Source organism: Ruegeria sp. AB7, assembly GCF_056542625.1.
On the sequence record NZ_JBQGAC010000003.1, the window covers coordinates 78,292 to 95,047 of the forward strand.

At 57.2% G+C, this 16,756-nt stretch carries 14 protein-coding genes; 5 read left to right on the top strand and 9 right to left on the bottom strand.

The genetic code is table 11. The annotated features are described in order from the left end of the window. Positions 1 to 45: 45 nt before the first annotated feature. Positions 46 to 1,059: a hypothetical protein gene (locus ACR0EN_RS10255; protein WP_170420887.1), complete on the top strand. Its 1,014-nt coding sequence runs from the start codon at positions 46 to 48 to the stop codon at positions 1,057 to 1,059. 3 nt (positions 1,060 to 1,062) lie between these two features. Here ACR0EN_RS10255 and upp read toward each other — a convergent pair whose 3' ends face one another. From upp to ACR0EN_RS10290, 7 genes are all read right to left on the bottom strand, one after another. Continuing rightward, positions 1,063 to 1,695, bottom strand: a complete 633-nt coding sequence (gene upp, locus ACR0EN_RS10260) for a uracil phosphoribosyltransferase (RefSeq protein ID WP_170391930.1) — start codon at positions 1,693 to 1,695, stop codon at positions 1,063 to 1,065. Continuing rightward, positions 1,692 to 2,678, bottom strand: a complete 987-nt coding sequence (locus ACR0EN_RS10265; RefSeq protein ID WP_170420885.1) for an adenosine deaminase — start codon at positions 2,676 to 2,678, stop codon at positions 1,692 to 1,694. The genes upp and ACR0EN_RS10265 overlap by 4 nt, the downstream gene beginning before the upstream one ends. Next, entirely contained in the window at positions 2,675 to 3,886 is a 1,212-nt protein-coding gene (locus ACR0EN_RS10270) for a phosphopentomutase (RefSeq protein ID WP_170594808.1), read from the bottom strand. The genes ACR0EN_RS10265 and ACR0EN_RS10270 overlap by 4 nt, the downstream gene beginning before the upstream one ends. Further along, positions 3,883 to 5,190: a thymidine phosphorylase gene (locus ACR0EN_RS10275; protein WP_170802088.1), complete on the bottom strand. Its 1,308-nt coding sequence runs from the start codon at positions 5,188 to 5,190 to the stop codon at positions 3,883 to 3,885. Before ACR0EN_RS10275 ends, ACR0EN_RS10270 begins: the two co-directional genes overlap by 4 nt. A gap of 4 nt (positions 5,191 to 5,194) precedes the next feature. Next, complete coding sequence (locus ACR0EN_RS10280) at positions 5,195 to 5,587, bottom strand: cytidine deaminase (protein WP_480586580.1); 393 nt, start codon at positions 5,585 to 5,587, stop codon at positions 5,195 to 5,197. 104 nt (positions 5,588 to 5,691) lie between these two features. Beyond that, positions 5,692 to 6,795: a cupin domain-containing protein gene (locus tag ACR0EN_RS10285; RefSeq protein ID WP_480586584.1), complete on the bottom strand. Its 1,104-nt coding sequence runs from the start codon at positions 6,793 to 6,795 to the stop codon at positions 5,692 to 5,694. Beyond that, positions 6,758 to 7,543: a hypothetical protein gene (locus ACR0EN_RS10290; RefSeq protein WP_480586587.1), complete on the bottom strand. Its 786-nt coding sequence runs from the start codon at positions 7,541 to 7,543 to the stop codon at positions 6,758 to 6,760. Before ACR0EN_RS10290 ends, ACR0EN_RS10285 begins: the two co-directional genes overlap by 38 nt. 115 nt (positions 7,544 to 7,658) lie before the next feature. Between ACR0EN_RS10290 and ACR0EN_RS10295 the strand changes: the two genes are divergently transcribed. From ACR0EN_RS10295 to ACR0EN_RS10305, 3 genes are all read left to right on the top strand, one after another. Beyond that, the gene (locus ACR0EN_RS10295; protein WP_170401318.1) at positions 7,659 to 9,932 is read left to right on the top strand and encodes an NADP-dependent malic enzyme; all 2,274 of its coding nucleotides are present in this window, start codon (positions 7,659 to 7,661) and stop codon (positions 9,930 to 9,932) included. A 287-nt stretch (positions 9,933 to 10,219) separates the two neighbouring features. Beyond that, the gene (gene prpE / locus ACR0EN_RS10300) at positions 10,220 to 12,109 is read left to right on the top strand and encodes a propionate-CoA ligase PrpE (RefSeq protein ID WP_170594802.1); all 1,890 of its coding nucleotides are present in this window, start codon (positions 10,220 to 10,222) and stop codon (positions 12,107 to 12,109) included. Positions 12,110 to 12,289: 180 nt separating this feature from the next. Next, complete coding sequence (locus ACR0EN_RS10305; protein WP_480586592.1) at positions 12,290 to 13,729, top strand: amidase family protein; 1,440 nt, start codon at positions 12,290 to 12,292, stop codon at positions 13,727 to 13,729. A 271-nt stretch (positions 13,730 to 14,000) separates the two neighbouring features. Here ACR0EN_RS10305 and ACR0EN_RS10310 read toward each other — a convergent pair whose 3' ends face one another. Then, the gene (locus ACR0EN_RS10310; protein WP_170391948.1) at positions 14,001 to 14,762 is read right to left on the bottom strand and encodes an NAD kinase; all 762 of its coding nucleotides are present in this window, start codon (positions 14,760 to 14,762) and stop codon (positions 14,001 to 14,003) included. Between the two features lie 168 nt (positions 14,763 to 14,930). Here ACR0EN_RS10310 and glyA point away from each other — a divergent pair, with 168 nt between their 5' ends. After that, complete coding sequence (glyA, locus tag ACR0EN_RS10315) at positions 14,931 to 16,226, top strand: serine hydroxymethyltransferase (protein ID WP_170648058.1); 1,296 nt, start codon at positions 14,931 to 14,933, stop codon at positions 16,224 to 16,226. Between the two features lie 69 nt (positions 16,227 to 16,295). On the opposite strand, the gene ACR0EN_RS10320 is transcribed toward glyA, so the two are convergent. Further along, positions 16,296 to 16,670, bottom strand: coding sequence for a hypothetical protein (locus ACR0EN_RS10320; RefSeq protein WP_170391953.1), 375 nt, complete (start codon positions 16,668 to 16,670; stop codon positions 16,296 to 16,298). Positions 16,671 to 16,756 lie beyond the last annotated feature (86 nt).

The following is a 16,756-nucleotide window of genomic DNA, read 5'->3' on the forward strand; positions in this document are numbered from 1 at the left end:
CCATGCTAAGCTTGGCGCAAAATAATATTCGAGCAGCATTACCCGATGACCGCACTCAAACAGTACCAGCGGATCGAAGCCACCGGTCTGTGGCGTCCCTCGCCCGATGAGCAACGGCGCGAAGTAGTCGTATCGATTGGTGAAGCCACTCTGACGATTTCTGACTTCAATGACAGCGCGCTGACCCATTGGTCGCTGGCGGCGCTAGAGCGACAAAACCCCGGAACCTACCCTGCAATATTCAATCCCGACGGCGATCCCGGCGAAACACTGGAACTTGCAGAATCTGAAACTACAATGATCGAAGCAATTGACCGGCTGCAGCGCGCCATCGACCGTGCCAGACCACATCCCGGACGGCTGCGTTGGCTCAGCGTTGCAGGGGTTGTGCTGGCGGTTTTGGCGGTGCTTTTGTTCTGGCTACCCAGTGCATTGCAGCGCCATGTTGTTTCGGTAGTGCCAGAGGTCAAGCAACAAGAAATCGGCGATGCAATCCTGCAGCGGATCGAAAGGGTATCAGGCAAGGCTTGCTCTTCGCCTGATGCGCAAGCGTCGCTGGATCAGCTGGCGCGCCGCACCGGTGTCCGCCAAATCGTGATCCTACCAGCAGGTCTGCCTGACAGCCTGAGCCTGCCGGGTGGAACCGTGCTGCTGAACCGGGCACTGGTCGAAGATCACGAAGACCCAGCCGTTGCCGCCGGATACATCATAGCCGCACGCGCGCGGGCAACTCAGCAGGAACCGCTGGACGATCTGTTGGACCGTACAGGCCCGAGTGCCGCATTTCGGTTGCTGACCACCGGCGAATTGACGCCCGAGATCGTGGACACCTACACCGAGCAGGTTCTATCCGGTCCACAGCCGCAGCTAAGCGATGACGTGCTGCTCGCGGTTTTTGCACAGACCGCACTGCCCTCGACCCCATACGCCTATGCGCTTGATATCACAGGCGAGTCCGTGCTTGGATTGATAGAAGCCGATCCGATGGCGGGTCGTACTTTGGAACAGGTACTGCCCGACCGCGATTGGGTCCGGCTACAGAATATCTGTGGGCAATAGCACCTATTTGGTCCCGAACATCCGATCCCCGGCGTCACCTAGTCCAGGCATAATGTAACCCTTTGAGTTCAGTTCACGATCCAGCGCGGCCGTGACGATTTTGACATCCGGGTGCGCCTCTTTCATGCGCGCGACGCCCTCGGGGGCAGCCAGCAGGCACAGAAAGCGGATATCTTTCGCCCCCTGCTCTTTCAGCAAATCAATGGCCGCAGCCGAGCTGTTGCCGGTTGCCAGCATCGGATCAACAGCAATGACCAAACGGTCCGTCAAACCCTCGGGAGCTTTGAAATAGTATTGGACCGGCTTCAGCGTCTCTTCATCCCGATAAAGCCCCACGAACCCCACTCGGGCAGAGGGGATCAGCTCCAGCACGCCGTCCAACATCCCGTTTCCAGCCCGCAGGATCGATACCAGCGCCAATTTTTTGCCCGCCAGAATGGGTGCGTCCATTTCTTCCATCGGGGTTTCGATATGGCGGGTGGTCAGCGGCATCTCGCGGGTGACCTCATAAGCCAGCAAAAGCGTGATCTCGCGCAGCAACTGCCGGAACACAGCGGTTGAGGTGCCTTTGTCCCGCATGAGCGTCAATTTGTGCTGCACCAATGGGTGGTCGACGACGGTCAGGTGATCGCTCATGATGTCTCCAGTCTTTTCTTGACCCGCGCGCGGGTCTCTTCATCGCAAAAGGCCGCGTTCAGGGCTGTTTCATTCAGGGCAGCAAAATCTTCGGCTTGCCAGCCGAACGCTGCATTCAGCATCTCATATTCGCGCCGCATCGTGGTATGAAAAAACGGCGGATCGTCAGTGGATACCGTGACGTTGACGCCTGCATCACGCAATTTCGCGATGGGATGGGCGGCAAAATCAGGAAACAGGCCCAGTACCACGTTTGAACCCGGGCAGACCTCAAGCGTTATGCCCCGGTCAACTAACTCGTACACAAGATCCGGGTCTTCGATGGCGCGGACGCCATGGCCTACGCGCTCGACCCCCAGATCACGGACGGCATCCCGAACACTCTCTGGACCGCCAAATTCACCGGCATGGGTCGTCAATCGCAACCCAGCCTCGCGCGCGCAGTCAAAGGCCCATTTGAAATCGCCCTGCGTTCCGACGGATTCGTCGCCGCCCATACCAAATCCGGTAATCCAGTCACCTGCAGTTTCAGCCGCACAATGGGCGCTGGCCTTGGCTTGCTCGGGTCCAAAATGGCGCACGCAAGTGATGACACCACGCAGGGTGATCCCGAATTTGCGCTCGGCCTCGTCTGCGGCGTCCTGAATCGCAGTCAGGTAATCCTTCCATGCATGCAAATCGCCACCGCCGCAGAAATCCGGGCTAAGGAATGTTTCGGAATACACCACACCATTCGCGGCGCTATCTTCCAGAATGGCCAGCGTCAGGCGGCGGAAATCTTCAGGCGTTTTCAGCACCTCGCACGCAGCCTCATAAACGCTAAGGAAATGGGCAAAGTCGCGGAAATCATAAGAGCCGTCGGGTTTGAATATCCCGCTCAGGTCCACTCGTTTCTCATGGGCCAGTTGGCGTATGAAGCTAGGCGGAGCGGCGCCTTCATGGTGCAAATGTAATTCGATCTTAGGCAGGTCAGCGACTGTCATAGAAAAGTCCTTCCCGGCCCTTGCGCCGGTATGTTCAGGTGGTGCGCGATACTGGCGGCGATATCGGCAAAGTTCACTGCACCAATCTCACCCGCCCCCTGTCCGGCGATCAGCACGGGCACTTGTTCGCGGGTGTGGTCAGTGCCGCTCCAACTGGGGTCGTTGCCGTGGTCTGCGGTCAATAGCAACAGATCACCGGGGCGCAGTTTTTGTAGGATCGCGCCAATTTCACGATCGAACCATTCCAGCGCACGGGCATAGCCGCTGATATCGCGCCGATGGCCATACAGACTGTCGAACTCGACAAAGTTTGCAAAGGTCAGGCTGCCCTCTTCCGCCTCATCAACGAGGTCCGAAAGGTGACGCATCAACTCTTCGTCCGAACCCTTTCGCAGCGTGTCGATCCCCTGCATTGAAAATATATCGCCAATCTTGCCCACCGCATGCACACGGCGACCGGCATCCTGTGCCCAATTCGTCAGAACGGGTTCTGGCGGAACGATGGCAAAATCCTTGCGGTTGGTTGTCCGGGTGAACCCCTTTTCGGGCGTTCCGACAAACGGTCGGGCGATAACGCGGCCCACTTTCAACTCGTGCAATCGAGGCGCCAGTGAGCGGCACATATCCAGCAGTCGGTCGAGCCCAAAGCTGTCTTCATGCGCGGCAATCTGGAATACGCTATCGGCAGACGTGTAGCAGATCGGCCAGCCGGTACGTATATGCTCGGCCCCCAGTTCCGAGATAATCGTCGTCCCCGAGGCATGGCAGTCGCCTAATATTCCGTCGGTCCCCGCTGCCTCGGCGGCAGCCTTGCTTAGCGTTTCGGGAAACGCTGGCTGGCGATCCGGGAAATAACGCCAGTCCCATGGCACAGGTAAACCCGCCAGTTCCCAATGCCCTGATGGCGTATCCTTTCCCGGAGAATATTCACGTGCGCAACCCCACAAGCCCGTCGGCGCGGCCTCAAGGCCCGGCGTCGGTGCGCCCGAGGCCAGACGGGTCGCCGCCCCCAGCCCCATGGCATCCAGGTTGGGCAGTTGCAACGGTCCGCTCCGCCCTTCTTCCGCGCGCCCCTCGGCACAAGCTTGTGCTATGTGGGCCACTGTATTCGCGCCTGTATCGGGTTTGGTGCCGTTGTAAAACTGAGCGGCATCCGGCGCGCCGCCGATACCAACCGAGTCCATTACCACAAGGAAAGCGCGGCTCATGCGCAGATCCTTTCGTGGATTTGCGGCGGTTGCGCGACCGGTTCGTCACTCAGCGAAATAGCATCCAGTACCACCGCCGCAGCCCTTTGCGCCGCATCTTCCCGCCCCGCATGAACAACCGCCAAAGGAGCGCCTTTGGTCACCTTATCTCCGACCCTCAGAATGCCCGACAAGCCAACCGCCGGATCAATCTCATCGCTCTCGATCTGGCGCCCACCGCCTAGGGCCACGACTGCGAGGCCCAGCGCCTCGCCATCAATAGACGAGACATATCCGCCATGCGGAGCATGAACTTCCCGGATCACATTGGCCTCCGGCAAAAACCGATCCCATGTGTCAACGAAATGCACCGGTCCACCCACGGCAGCCATCATGCGTCCGAACCGTTCGGCTGCACGACCATCGCGGATCACTTGGGCTATACTGGCGTTTCCTTCCTCTGCCGTAGCGCACATACCGGCATCCGCCATGAGAACGCCCCCCAACTCGGCCGAGATTTCCGCCAAAGGCGATCCCTGCCCGCTGGTTAGCGCCTTCATCACCTCAGCCACCTCCAGCGCGTTGCCCAGCGCGGACGCAAGGGGCTGACTCATGTCGGTGATCACGGCGGAAGTCCGGCAACCAGCGGCATTAGCCGTTTCGGTCAAGGCCTGCGCCAAATTGCGTGCCTCATCGAGTGTCTTCATGAACGCGCCGCTGCCCACCTTAACGTCCAGAACCAACGCATCCGGGCTAGCCGCCAGCTTCTTGGACAGGATTGATGCCGTAATCAGGTCAAGGCTCTCCACCGTCGCCGTCACATCGCGCACCGCATACAGCCGCTTGTCCGCAGGGGCGATCTGGCCCGTTGCCCCCACGATGGCTGCCCCGGTGTCTTTCAGCACTTGCGTCAGTCGCGCCTGCCCGATCTGAGTGGTCACTCCCGGTATGGCCTCGAGCTTGTCCAGAGTGCCCCCGGTATGGCCCAGACCACGCCCCGAGATCATCGGCACATACGCCCCGCATTCCGCCAAAGCCGGGGCAAGCAGCAGGCTGACGCAATCGCCGACCCCACCGGTCGAATGCTTATCGACCACCGGCCCGTCCAAATCCCACGTCAGCACCTCGCCGCTGTCGCGCATGGCAACAGTCAGATCAGCCCGCCCATTGGCCCCCAGACCGCCCATACAGACAGCCATCGCAAAGGCCCCGGCCTGCGCGTCACTGACGCCACCATCGGCCAGGCCTTGCGCGAACCACATTAGTTCGTCACCAGTTGGCACCTCCTGACGGCGAAGTTTGGCGATGATCGAGCGCGCATCCATGAAGTCAGACATCCTCCATATGCGACGCGTCGAACGCACCGGGAAATAGATCGGCAATCGTGGTTTTGGTTTCCAGACCATCAACCGTTGCCATTGTAACGACCACATCCCCGTTGCCGAATTCGGCCAGTTTCTGACGGCATCCACCACATGGGGGCACCGGCTGCGGGCTGCTGGCGACCACGTAGACCTCGGTCAGTTCTTTTTCACCAGCGGCGACCATTGCCGCGATTGCCCCGGCCTCGGCGCACGTACCTTCGGGGTAAGCAACATTTTCAACATTACAGCCATAATAGATCACACCTGAACTGGACCGGATCGCCGCCCCGACCTTGAAATTCGAATAAGGCGCGTGGGCATTTTCCCGAACGGCCAAAGCTGCATCTTTCAAAGACATGGCGAATCCCAATTTTTGATCATCTGGTCAGAATATCATACCCTACTGGAAAGCGACGGGGGAATTGAAGCCCCCTTGACGCCATTATCCACTTCTTCTTGGCCCTAACCCAACGTCGTGTTGAAGGTCCCCGGCAAAGTCACTTCAAGCAGTTCCACATCCTGCGAGGGGTCTGACAGCCGTGTTCGCATTCCCGGCGGGATGACGAAGGCATCGCCTTGTTCCAACCGATAGGGCTCGCGCCCTTCACCCTCAAGAGTCACCTCGCCGGTCATCACGAAGGTAAAGTGTATGTCGGTGTCGTGGCTGGCCCATTGAGGGTTACCCTCGCCCCGGCGCACGACCTGAACGCCCGCCACGCCTTTGGTATTCTCGGCAATCGTCGTGTCACGGCAGATGTAACCGGGCAAGCGGAATGGCACCCAGTCGGCATCATTGGCTTGATTGTAAACGAACCGCTGCCCATCCCATTCCCGATCCGGACGGAAATGCGGGGTGGGCAGTTCCATCTCATGATCAATCTCCGTGACATGCTCGGCTGGGACACCAATCTCGATCACCTGAACGTTGTCTGACGCTTCCAGCACGCGGTGGCGGATTTCAGGCGGCTGAATAAAGCAATCGCCTGCCGTCAGGCGCATCTTGTCGCCCTGATCTTCGTAGACCACATCGACCCAGCCGTGGATGCAGAAGATCAGCTGAAATCCGACTTTGTGGAAATGCACCATGTCGGGCACAGGACCACCATCTGGGATACGTATATGGCTGGCGATAATCGATCCGCCAAGCCGGTCCGGCACGAGATCGCGATAGTGCATCCCTGCCCGTCCAATGATCCACGGCGCCTGATCCTTGAGCCTACGGACAACAAAAGAGTGGACCGTATCCGGCATGACCAGCGGCGGGTTCAACTCGTCAATCTCGATCCGGGTGCCGTTTGGGGCTACAAGACTTCGTTGACCTTCTGCAAAACCATCTGGATCGGATGTCAGAATGCGCAACGTTCCCGCCGCTTCAGCTGCATCTTTCTCGATCCGCAAGCGCAGACCGTGACCAGAGAACACGGCAACCCGAGGGTCATCTGCCGGATAGATCATATCCATCCGCATCCCCAGTACCTTGGTATAAAACGGGATATCGTTGCGCAGTTCCTGCGTCGGCAGTCGGATTTCAGCGCGCGTGAGGGAGTCGCCGGTATTGCTGGTCATTCTGTTTCTCTTCGGATTTTGGTTTTGGCCATCCGATCAGAACAGCAGCCAAAATGCCAATCGAAAAGTACATCTCCAGCGTTTCTTCCATCACGAACAAACGTGTAGCCATCGCAACCGAAAGGTATTCGTCGAACAATCCGCTGATTTCCTCAAGAAGCTGAGCCAGCACCGCAACACTTCCGGCCAGGAAAAAAATCATCAAAAAAGGCGCGCGGATCTTAAGTGCCTTAATTCCGTTCGGTATCCCATGCCAGAGCAAACCACCAATGACGATCGCAGCCAAAGCGATCCTTACTGCAGTCACATCAAGCAATAAATCAATCCAGTTTAGCACCACGAAAGGCGCGCTGCCTTCTGTGTACACCTCCGCCTCCAATTCGCGCTCGGCCAACAGCAGGCAGACCAATCCGATATACAGCCGCGAGATGCCTCGGAAACGCGTCAACGCGACCAGCCCGGAAACCAGTAACGCAGTGGCCGATATCGTCTCAATCAACCCACCTTCTTGGTTGAAAGCCGCAGCCGCTTCGGGCCAAATCATAACCACAAAAAGAAATGAAACCGCCGAAACAAGCACAACAAAGAAGACATTCCGATTGGCACCAATCCTGATTGAAGGGTTGGCAAATTGCGCACTAGCACAAGCTTTGTCTTCATGACGCATGATAAGGTCCGCCGCTTCTGGTGTCCGTAAGGTTCCCCGGAATTGGCTGTACATAAAAACGATGCGGCAACTCTCAACCAACGTTTCGTTAACGTATCCGTGAGGCCTGTCTCTGACTGCGGTCCGAGGCGACATAGCCAAGCGCTGAGAAATAGTTTAACCATCAAACGAATATTGGAACGGAGTTGTATTACCGATGTCTGACACACCGAACCTGAGACAGGCCGCGCTTGACTATCATGCGCATCCAAAGCCCGGAAAGCTTGAGATCAAGGCAACCAAACCAATGGCAAATGGTCGGGACCTTGCACGGGCATATTCGCCAGGCGTCGCCGAAGCCAGTCTTGAGATAAAGGACAACGCCGCCAATGCTGAGAAATACACGGCCCGCGGCAATCTTGTTGCGGTTGTGTCAAACGGCACCGCAGTTCTAGGCCTTGGGAATATAGGCGCATTGGCCTCGAAACCGGTGATGGAAGGCAAGGCCGTCCTGTTCAAAAAGTTCGCAGGCATCGATTGCTTTGATATCGAGGTGGATCAGCCTGACCCAGAAAAGCTGGCAGATATCGTCTGTGCTCTGGAGCCCACATTTGGCGCGATCAACCTTGAAGATATCAAGGCACCGGATTGTTTTATTGTCGAAAAATTGTGCCGGGAACGGATGAACATCCCGGTGTTTCATGACGATCAGCACGGCACGGCAATCGTTGTTGGTGCCGCAGCTAAAAACGCCCTGTATGTGGCAGGAAAGAGCTTCGAGGATATCAAAGTAGTTTCGACCGGCGGCGGTGCTGCCGGGATCGCCTGCCTCAGCATGTTGGTTAAGCTCGGCGTTAAACGTGAGAATATCTGGCTGTGCGACATTCACGGGCTGGTCTATGAAGGCCGCGCCGAGGATATGAACCCGCACAAAGACCAGTTTGCACAGAAAACCGATCTGCGCACTCTGGATGATGTGATCGGAGGTGCCGATCTGTTTCTGGGTTTGAGCGGACCAAATGTGCTCAAGCCTGAGATGGTCGAGAAGATGGCCAAGACCCCGATCATCTTTGCGCTGGCCAACCCAACTCCGGAAATCCTGCCACAGGCGGCGCGCGAAGTTGCTCCTGACGCGATCATTGCGACCGGTCGCAGCGACTTTCCGAACCAAGTGAACAACGTGTTGTGCTTCCCGTTTATCTTCCGAGGTGCCCTGGACGTAGGCGCGACTGAAATCAACGACGAGATGCAGATCGCCTGCGTCGACGGCATCGCCGACATGGCCCGCGCGACGACCAGCGCCGAAGCCGCGGCGGCCTATAAGGGTGAGCAGCTGACTTTTGGTCCAGATTACCTGATCCCAAAACCCTTCGACCCGCGCCTCGTTGGGGTCGTTTCCTCATCGGTTGCACAGGCTGCTATGAAGAGCGGGGTCGCAAAACGACCCATTGATGACCTCGAAGCCTATAAAGAACGCCTGAACCAGACCGTGTTCAAATCTGCACTGTTGATGCGGCCAGTGTTCGAAGCCGCAGCCGTCGCATCGCGTAGAATTGTCTTCGCAGAAGGCGAGGACGAGCGTGTTTTAAGGGCTGCGCAAGCGATATTGGAAGAAACCACGGAAACCCCGATCCTGATCGGGCGACCGGACGTGATCAGCGCACGGTGCGAAAGGCTAGGCCTGACAGTACGACCGGGGCAGGATTTTCAAATCGTGAACCCTCAGGACGATCCCCGTTACTACGATTATTGGAATTCGTACCATCAAATAATGCAGCGTCGGGGGGTCACTCCGGATCTGGCCAAGGCCATCATGCGCACCAACAACACCGCCATTGCAGCAATCATGGTGCATCGCGGTGAGGCGGACAGCATGATCTGTGGCACTTTTGGTGAGTATCGCTGGCATCTTAACTATGTCGAACAGGTTCTGGATGATGGCGATTTGCGCCCGCATGGCGCGCTTTCGCTGATGATTCTGGAAGATGGCCCTCTGTTCATTGCAGACACGCATGTAAGGCAATTGCCGACACCAGAAGAACTTGCCGAATCCACCATTGGAGCTGCTCGTCACGTGCGGCGGTTCGGGTTGGAACCCAAGATCGCATTTTGTTCGCAATCGCAATTCGGCAATCAGGCCGAGGGATCAGGCAAGCGGCTGCGGGCTGCGCTTGAGATTCTCGATTCCGAGCCACGCGACTTCAGCTATGAAGGCGAGATGAACCTTGATCTGGCTTTGGATCCTGAATTGCGTGCACGTATCTTCCCGAACTCGCGTTTGGAAGGCTCTGCAAATGTCCTGATCTTCGCCCATGCGGATGCGGCAAGCGGTGTGCGCAATATCTTGAAGATGAAAGCGGACGGGCTTGAGGTAGGTCCAATCCTCATGGGAATGGGAAACAAGGCGCATATCGTAACGCCCTCGATTACGGCCAGGGGACTGCTGAACATGGCAGCCATCGCAGGTACGCCAGTCGCGCACTACGGATAAGCCCAGCGCCTATATCATTACGTATACATGACCGGGCACCAGATTAGGTGCCCGGTTTGATTCTGTTAGCGCCAGAACATTTGCAGCAATAAATTTGCAGATTTGCAAATCTTTGCGTGTGACACTCAGAAATCTGCTCAGATCAGAGGATTTGCAAAAATTTGCAAGCCAAACTGCAAGGTTCTGCAAAGATTTTGCGATAAACTGACGCGCCGTTATGCGCATCGCTTGCTCGAAACACCCACGATGCCTAACACATAGCTCAAGGAATTTGGGAGGAGGCCATCATGGCATATCAGGACGTCTACGAGAGCTGGAAGAACGACCCCGAAGCATTCTGGATGGATGCAGCCAAGGGGATCGATTGGGTTCAAGCGCCCAGCAAAGCTCTGTTTGACGACAATGCGCCTCTTTACGAATGGTTCAGCGATGCCAAGGTAAATACCTGCTGGAACGCCGTTGATCGCCACGTGGAAAATGGTCGTGGTGAGCAAACCGCGATCATCTATGACAGCCCCATTACTCATACCAAACGCGAAATCTCATACGTCGAGTTACGCAATCGGGTTGCTAATCTGGCTGGCGCGCTCCGTGCAAAAGGTATTGAGAAAGGTGACCGCGTCATCATCTACATGCCTATGATCCCCGAAGCGCTGGAGGCAATGCTGGCTTGCGCCCGGCTAGGAGCAGTGCATTCAGTGGTATTCGGCGGCTTTGCCAGCAACGAACTGGCCGTACGTATCGACGATGCGAAACCCAAGGCGATCATCGCCGCCTCGTGCGGGATGGAGCCGGGACGCGTTGTGCACTACAAACCTCTGCTGGATGGCGCGATCGATCTGGCCACCCACAAACCCGAGTTTTGCGTAATATTCCAGCGCGAGCAGGAAGTCGCACAACTAATCGAGGGGCGCGACGTCAACTGGCACGGTTTCCAATACGGTACGGAGCCCGCAGAATGTGTACCAGTCAGCGGCAATGATCCAGCCTATATCCTCTATACATCCGGCACCACTGGTGCGCCCAAAGGCGTCGTGCGCCCGACTGCCGGCCATCTGGTCGCGCTGAACTGGACGATGAAAAACATCTACAATGTCGATCCGGGAGATGTGTTCTGGGCGGCTTCGGATGTCGGCTGGGTCGTTGGCCATTCCTATATCTGTTATGCCCCGCTGATCCACGGCAACACGACGATTGTTTTTGAGGGCAAGCCCGTCGGAACACCTGACGCCGGAACTTTCTGGCGCGTGATATCCGAACACAAGGTCAAAAGCTTCTTCACCGCCCCAACCGCCATTCGTGCCGTAAAACGCGAAGACCCAAGCGCAGAATTGATGGCGAATTACGATCTATCCTGCCTTAAGGCTCTGTATCTTGCAGGAGAGAGGGCTGATCCAGATACGATCATCTGGGCGCAGGATGCGCTGAAAGTTCCGGTCATCGATCATTGGTGGCAAACCGAAACTGGCTGGACCATCGCTGGCAACCCGCTCGGAATCGAAGAGCTTCCGGTCAAGCTGGGATCACCTGCCAAGCCTATGCCGGGCTATGACGTTCAGATTCTGGACGAGGGCGGCCATCCTATGAAACCGGGCGAGTTGGGCGCGATCGCAGTCAAGCTCCCGCTTCCGCCAGGCACATTGCCAAACCTGTGGAATGCCGAGGCGCGCTTCAGAAAATCCTACCTTGAGCATTTTCCCGGCTATTACGAAACCGGTGATGCGGGCATGATCGACGAAGATGGGTATCTCTATATCATGGCCCGTACCGATGACGTGATCAACGTCGCCGGGCACCGACTTTCGACGGGAGGGATGGAAGAGGTGTTGGCCGCTCACCCCGATGTGGCAGAATGCGCTGTGATTGGGGTATCTGATCAACTGAAAGGCCAGATGCCTGTCGGTTTCCTGTGTCTGAATGCCGGTTCCGATCGGAATCACGCGGAGGTGGTAACCGATGTGGTCCAGATGGTTCGTGACAAAATCGGCCCAGTCGCTGCGTTCAAGAAAGCAGTGGTGGTGGATCGTCTGCCCAAGACACGCTCGGGCAAGATCCTGCGTGGTACGATGGTGTCGATCGCGGATGGCAAGGCGTATAAAATGCCTGCCACAATCGATGACCCAGCAATTCTGGACGAGATCACGGTGGCCCTGCAAACTATCGGCTACGCGCAGTAATTTCACGGTACGATCAAGCGGAGCGCCTTACGGCGCAACCGATTTGCGCTGTCGCGCGTGTGCGAGGCTCTGCCTCGCGCTCCGGGATATTTTTGGCTAGATGAAGGTTGGATCCGTTTTGCGATTGCGGGGCTTGTCATTGGGTCCTCCTCACCTCAGTTTGAGCTGAGGAGGACGAGCATGACACAGGGCGATATCTGGCGTTTTGATGCAACAGAATTGGCTGCGCTGACCCAAGCTGGCGAGTTGAGCGCAGAAGAGGTGATCAGTGATGCATTGCAGCGGATGCATCAGGTAAATCCCTCGCTGAATGCTGTCGTGGACGATCTGGGCACAGAAGCGTTAGAGCGTGCATCTGCGCTTGATCAGGCGCGCCGCAAAGGTGCCTCGGTTGGGCCGCTGCACGGCGTACCGGTGACCATCAAAGTGAATGTCGACCAGAAGAACCATGCCACAACAAATGGTGTGGTTGCCTTGAAGGATGTCATTGCCCCTGATGACGCCCCGGTGGTTTCAAACTTGCACAATGCGGGGGCCATTGTCATCGGGCGGACCAACACGCCCGAATTCTCGTTCCGCGCTGACACGGATAATCCACTTCATGGGCGCACGCACAATCCTTGGGGCCGCCATATCTCGCCCGGTGGGTCGTCCGGGGGCGCGGGGGCTGCGGTCATGGCGGGCATCGGCGCACTGGCTCATGGCAACGATATCGGAGGTAGCTTGCGGTTCCCTGCTGCAGCCAATGGTGCGGTTACAGTGAAACCGGGGCTGGGCCGCGTACCGGCCTGGAACCCCAGCCAGAATGCAGAACGCGGGATGCTGGCACAATCGATGTCGGTACAGGGCTTGATCACAAGAAGCGCAAAGGACCTGCACCTTTCGATGCCCAGCCTGATCGCCCCGGACGCCCGCGACCCCTTCCATGTGCCAATGCCTTGGCGCGGCGCGGGGCCGGATGTCCCAATCAAAGTTGCGTTCACCAAAAATACGTTCGAATACGCTTTGCACCCCGAAGTGGACAAAGCGCTAAGTACCGCTCGGGAGGCGCTGGTAGATGCCGGATATATAGTTGAAGACATTGATCCGCCGGATGTGTTCGAATGCGGGCGCATCGGCTATCGCGCGCTGATGGGTGAAGTGCTGACGTTGATGAAAAACGATATCGAGGCAGCCGGGTCTCAAACCATCCGTGATATTTTCGAGGTTTATTTTCAGGAGTTTCCTCCGATCGTAGGCGACGAACTGATTCAGGCGTTGGCGCAACGCAGCCATTATGCGCGCCAATGGTCGCTATTCATGCAGAAATATCCTTTGGTCCTGTCTCCATTCCTGCCGCAGCCGTTCTTTAAACCTGATCGCGATACCGAAGGTGCCGAAGGCGTTCATGAGGTGTTAGGATGCGCGGTCTATTCTTATGCGATGAATTTCCTCGGGCTGCCCGCCGCCAGCGTTCCCGCACGCTTGGCCGAATTGCCGAATGGGCCGCAACCGATCAATGTTCAGATTGCTGCTCGACGCTGGCGTGAGGATATGGCGGTGGATGCAGCGGTCGCGATCGAAGCGCGTGTGGGGCAGATGGCTCCGATTCTGTGGGATCGAATGAGCGCGCAAACCTGAGACATCGTCACTCAGGCCTCACAAATGAAATAGACCCCGGGATTTTGTCCCGGGGTCCGCATACTAAAATATGCCCGGATCAAGATGACGAGCGTAGCACCACCCACCCTCGCCAGCGCGAAAACTGCGCAACCATTCGAAAACACCTTTAGATGGCCACTCACTTCCACCTCGGCGTGTTCTCCGGGCAACTTGAAGTTAACAAACCCTTATCGCGTTGCATGTGAACTGGTTCACACAAGCGGTGGAAAAATGATCAACACGCTGAGATTTAAGTAAATTGTTCAGAGATCAACCGTTCTTCCAGGCCGTGGCCAGGGTCAAATAAAATACGATGCTGGATCGCAATCTCAGACCTGATCTCGACCCAATCGATATCCGGAAACGATATGGAGTCGGCCGCAACGATAACCGGGCGTTTGTCAGCCTCGATCACATCGAATCTGACTTTCGCAACTTTCGGCAGCAAGGCGCCACGCCACCGCCGGGGGCGAAACGCGGCGATTGGCGTCAATGCCAGAACGTCCGCGCCAATGGGTACAATGGGTCCGTGAGCGGAATAGTTATATGCGGTTGAACCCGCCGGCGTGGCAAGCAATGCACCATCACACACGAGTTCGGCCATACGTACCCGCCCATCCACGCTGATCCGCAGCCGCGCTGCCTGCGGCCCCGCGCGAAGCAGCGAAATCTCGTTGATTGCAAGTGCTTGGTGCTTTTGGCCCGCCTGGTCCATTGCAGTCATCGCCAGTGGATTGATGACTTCTTCCTCTGCCTCTGCTAGCCGGGCCATCAGATCAACTTCGGCATATTCGTTCATCAGAAACCCGATGGTACCGCGATTCATTCCGTAAACCGGCTTGTCCAAGTGCTGGACGCCCTGCAACGTCTGAAGCATGAAGCCATCACCACCCAGCGCCACCACAACATCTGCGTCTCTCGGCGCTGCATTTCCGTAGCGCGCGACAAGCGCATCCCGGGCGGTCTGCGCAACCTTGGCATCGCTGGCCAGAAAGGCGATTCTCTTTGTCATGTTTTATAGTTTCCAGTGCTGCACATTTGGTTCCGAAACAAACATACCTTTCCGCAATAGGCCAGAGTTGACGCCATAGAGGGCCATTTCGTCGCTTTACAACCTTTCTGACACACGTCGTTTCCGATAGGAAATCCGCCAGATACACCCCAGCCATGCGGAGCGCACATGAACGCCAATCTTCGTGACAACGGATTTTTCACCCAGTCCCTCGCGGATCGTGACCCCGAGCTGTTCGGCTCGATCACATCTGAATTGGGCCGCCAGCGCGACGAGATCGAACTGATCGCCTCGGAGAACATCGTCTCTGCCGCCGTGATGGAGGCGCAGGGCTCGGTCATGACCAACAAATATGCCGAAGGTTATCCGGGCCGCCGGTACTATGGCGGTTGTCAGTTCGTCGACATTGCCGAGAACCTAGCTATCGACCGTGCCAAGCAGTTGTTTGGGTGTGAGTTTGCCAACGTCCAACCGAATTCGGGATCGCAGGCGAACCAAGGTGTATTTCAGGCGCTGATCAAGCCCGGTGACACCATTCTAGGAATGTCGCTGGATGCAGGTGGTCACCTGACCCATGGTGCGGCGCCGAACCAGTCGGGCAAGTGGTTCAACGCGGTACATTATGGCGTGCGCAAGCAGGACAACCTGATCGACTATGATCAGATCGAAGTGCTGGCAAAGGAACATAACCCCAAGCTGATCATCGCCGGAGGCTCGGCCATCCCGCGCGTCATCGATTTTGCCCGCATGCGTGAAATCGCCGATATGGTCGGCGCCTATCTGCATGTGGACATGGCCCATATCGCCGGTCTGGTTGCCGCAGGCGCGCACCCTTCGCCCTTCCCGCATGCGCATGTGGCCACCACCACCACGCATAAAACCCTGCGCGGCCCGCGCGGCGGCATGATCCTGACCAATGATGAAGCGATTGCCAAAAAGGTAAACTCGGCCATCTTCCCGGGCATTCAGGGTGGCCCACTGATGCATGTGATTGCTGGCAAGGCCGTTGCCTTTGGCGAGGCACTGCGTCCTGAGTTCAAGGACTATATCAAGCAGGTCGTTGTGAATGCGCAGGCCCTTTCAGATCAGCTGATCAAGGGTGGCCTGGACACTGTGACCCACGGCACCGATACCCATGTGGTTCTTGTCGACCTGCGCCCCAAAGGCGTTAAAGGCAACGCAACCGAGAAAGCTTTGGGCCGGGCACATATCACCTGCAACAAGAACGGTGTGCCGTTCGACCCCGAAAAGCCGACGATCACCAGCGGTATCCGTCTGGGCTCGCCCGCCGGAACCACCCGCGGTTTTGGTGAGGCCGAGTTCCGCCAGATCGCAGACTGGATCATCGAAGTGGTCGACGGTCTGGCCGCAAATGGCGAAGACGGAAACGGTGCGGTCGAAGCCAAAGTCAAAGCCGAAGTCGCCGAACTTTGCGCGCGCTACCCGCTTTATCCGAATCTCTGATCCAATACGGATCTTAGAACAGAAAACGGCGCCCTGATCGGCGCCGTTTTTCTTTGAGGCGTGCAGCGGTCAGATATACCCGCGCCATCGTAGTACGAACACAGCCAACGCCGCCAACACGATCAGGCCCAACGCAAGCGAACCAAGAAAGCTCAGGAACCATCCCCAACGTCGATCTGCCAGATTGATCGCGTTCAGGTGGCCTTGCACCTCGTCCGACGCTTTTTCGAGCCGGGGCATGTCCAAAACCATCCGCAGTTTGGGATGCTCGGCCATCTGCTCGGCCTCTGCCAGAACCAAGGCCTGTTTATAGACCTTGCGCGGCAAACGCCGCTTTGCGCGCCGGACCGAGGCAATCAGGGTCTTGTCTTTCACGCCAAGCTTTTTACGCAGCAACCGAATGGTCTCTGCGATCCGGGTCTGGATATCGATTTCCTGCGTCATTGGCGCCTCCTGACGGGACAATTTAGCCGCGCGTCACACCGGCGACAATGGGGCTGGTCGTTCCGCGCGGTGACGCGTATCACAGA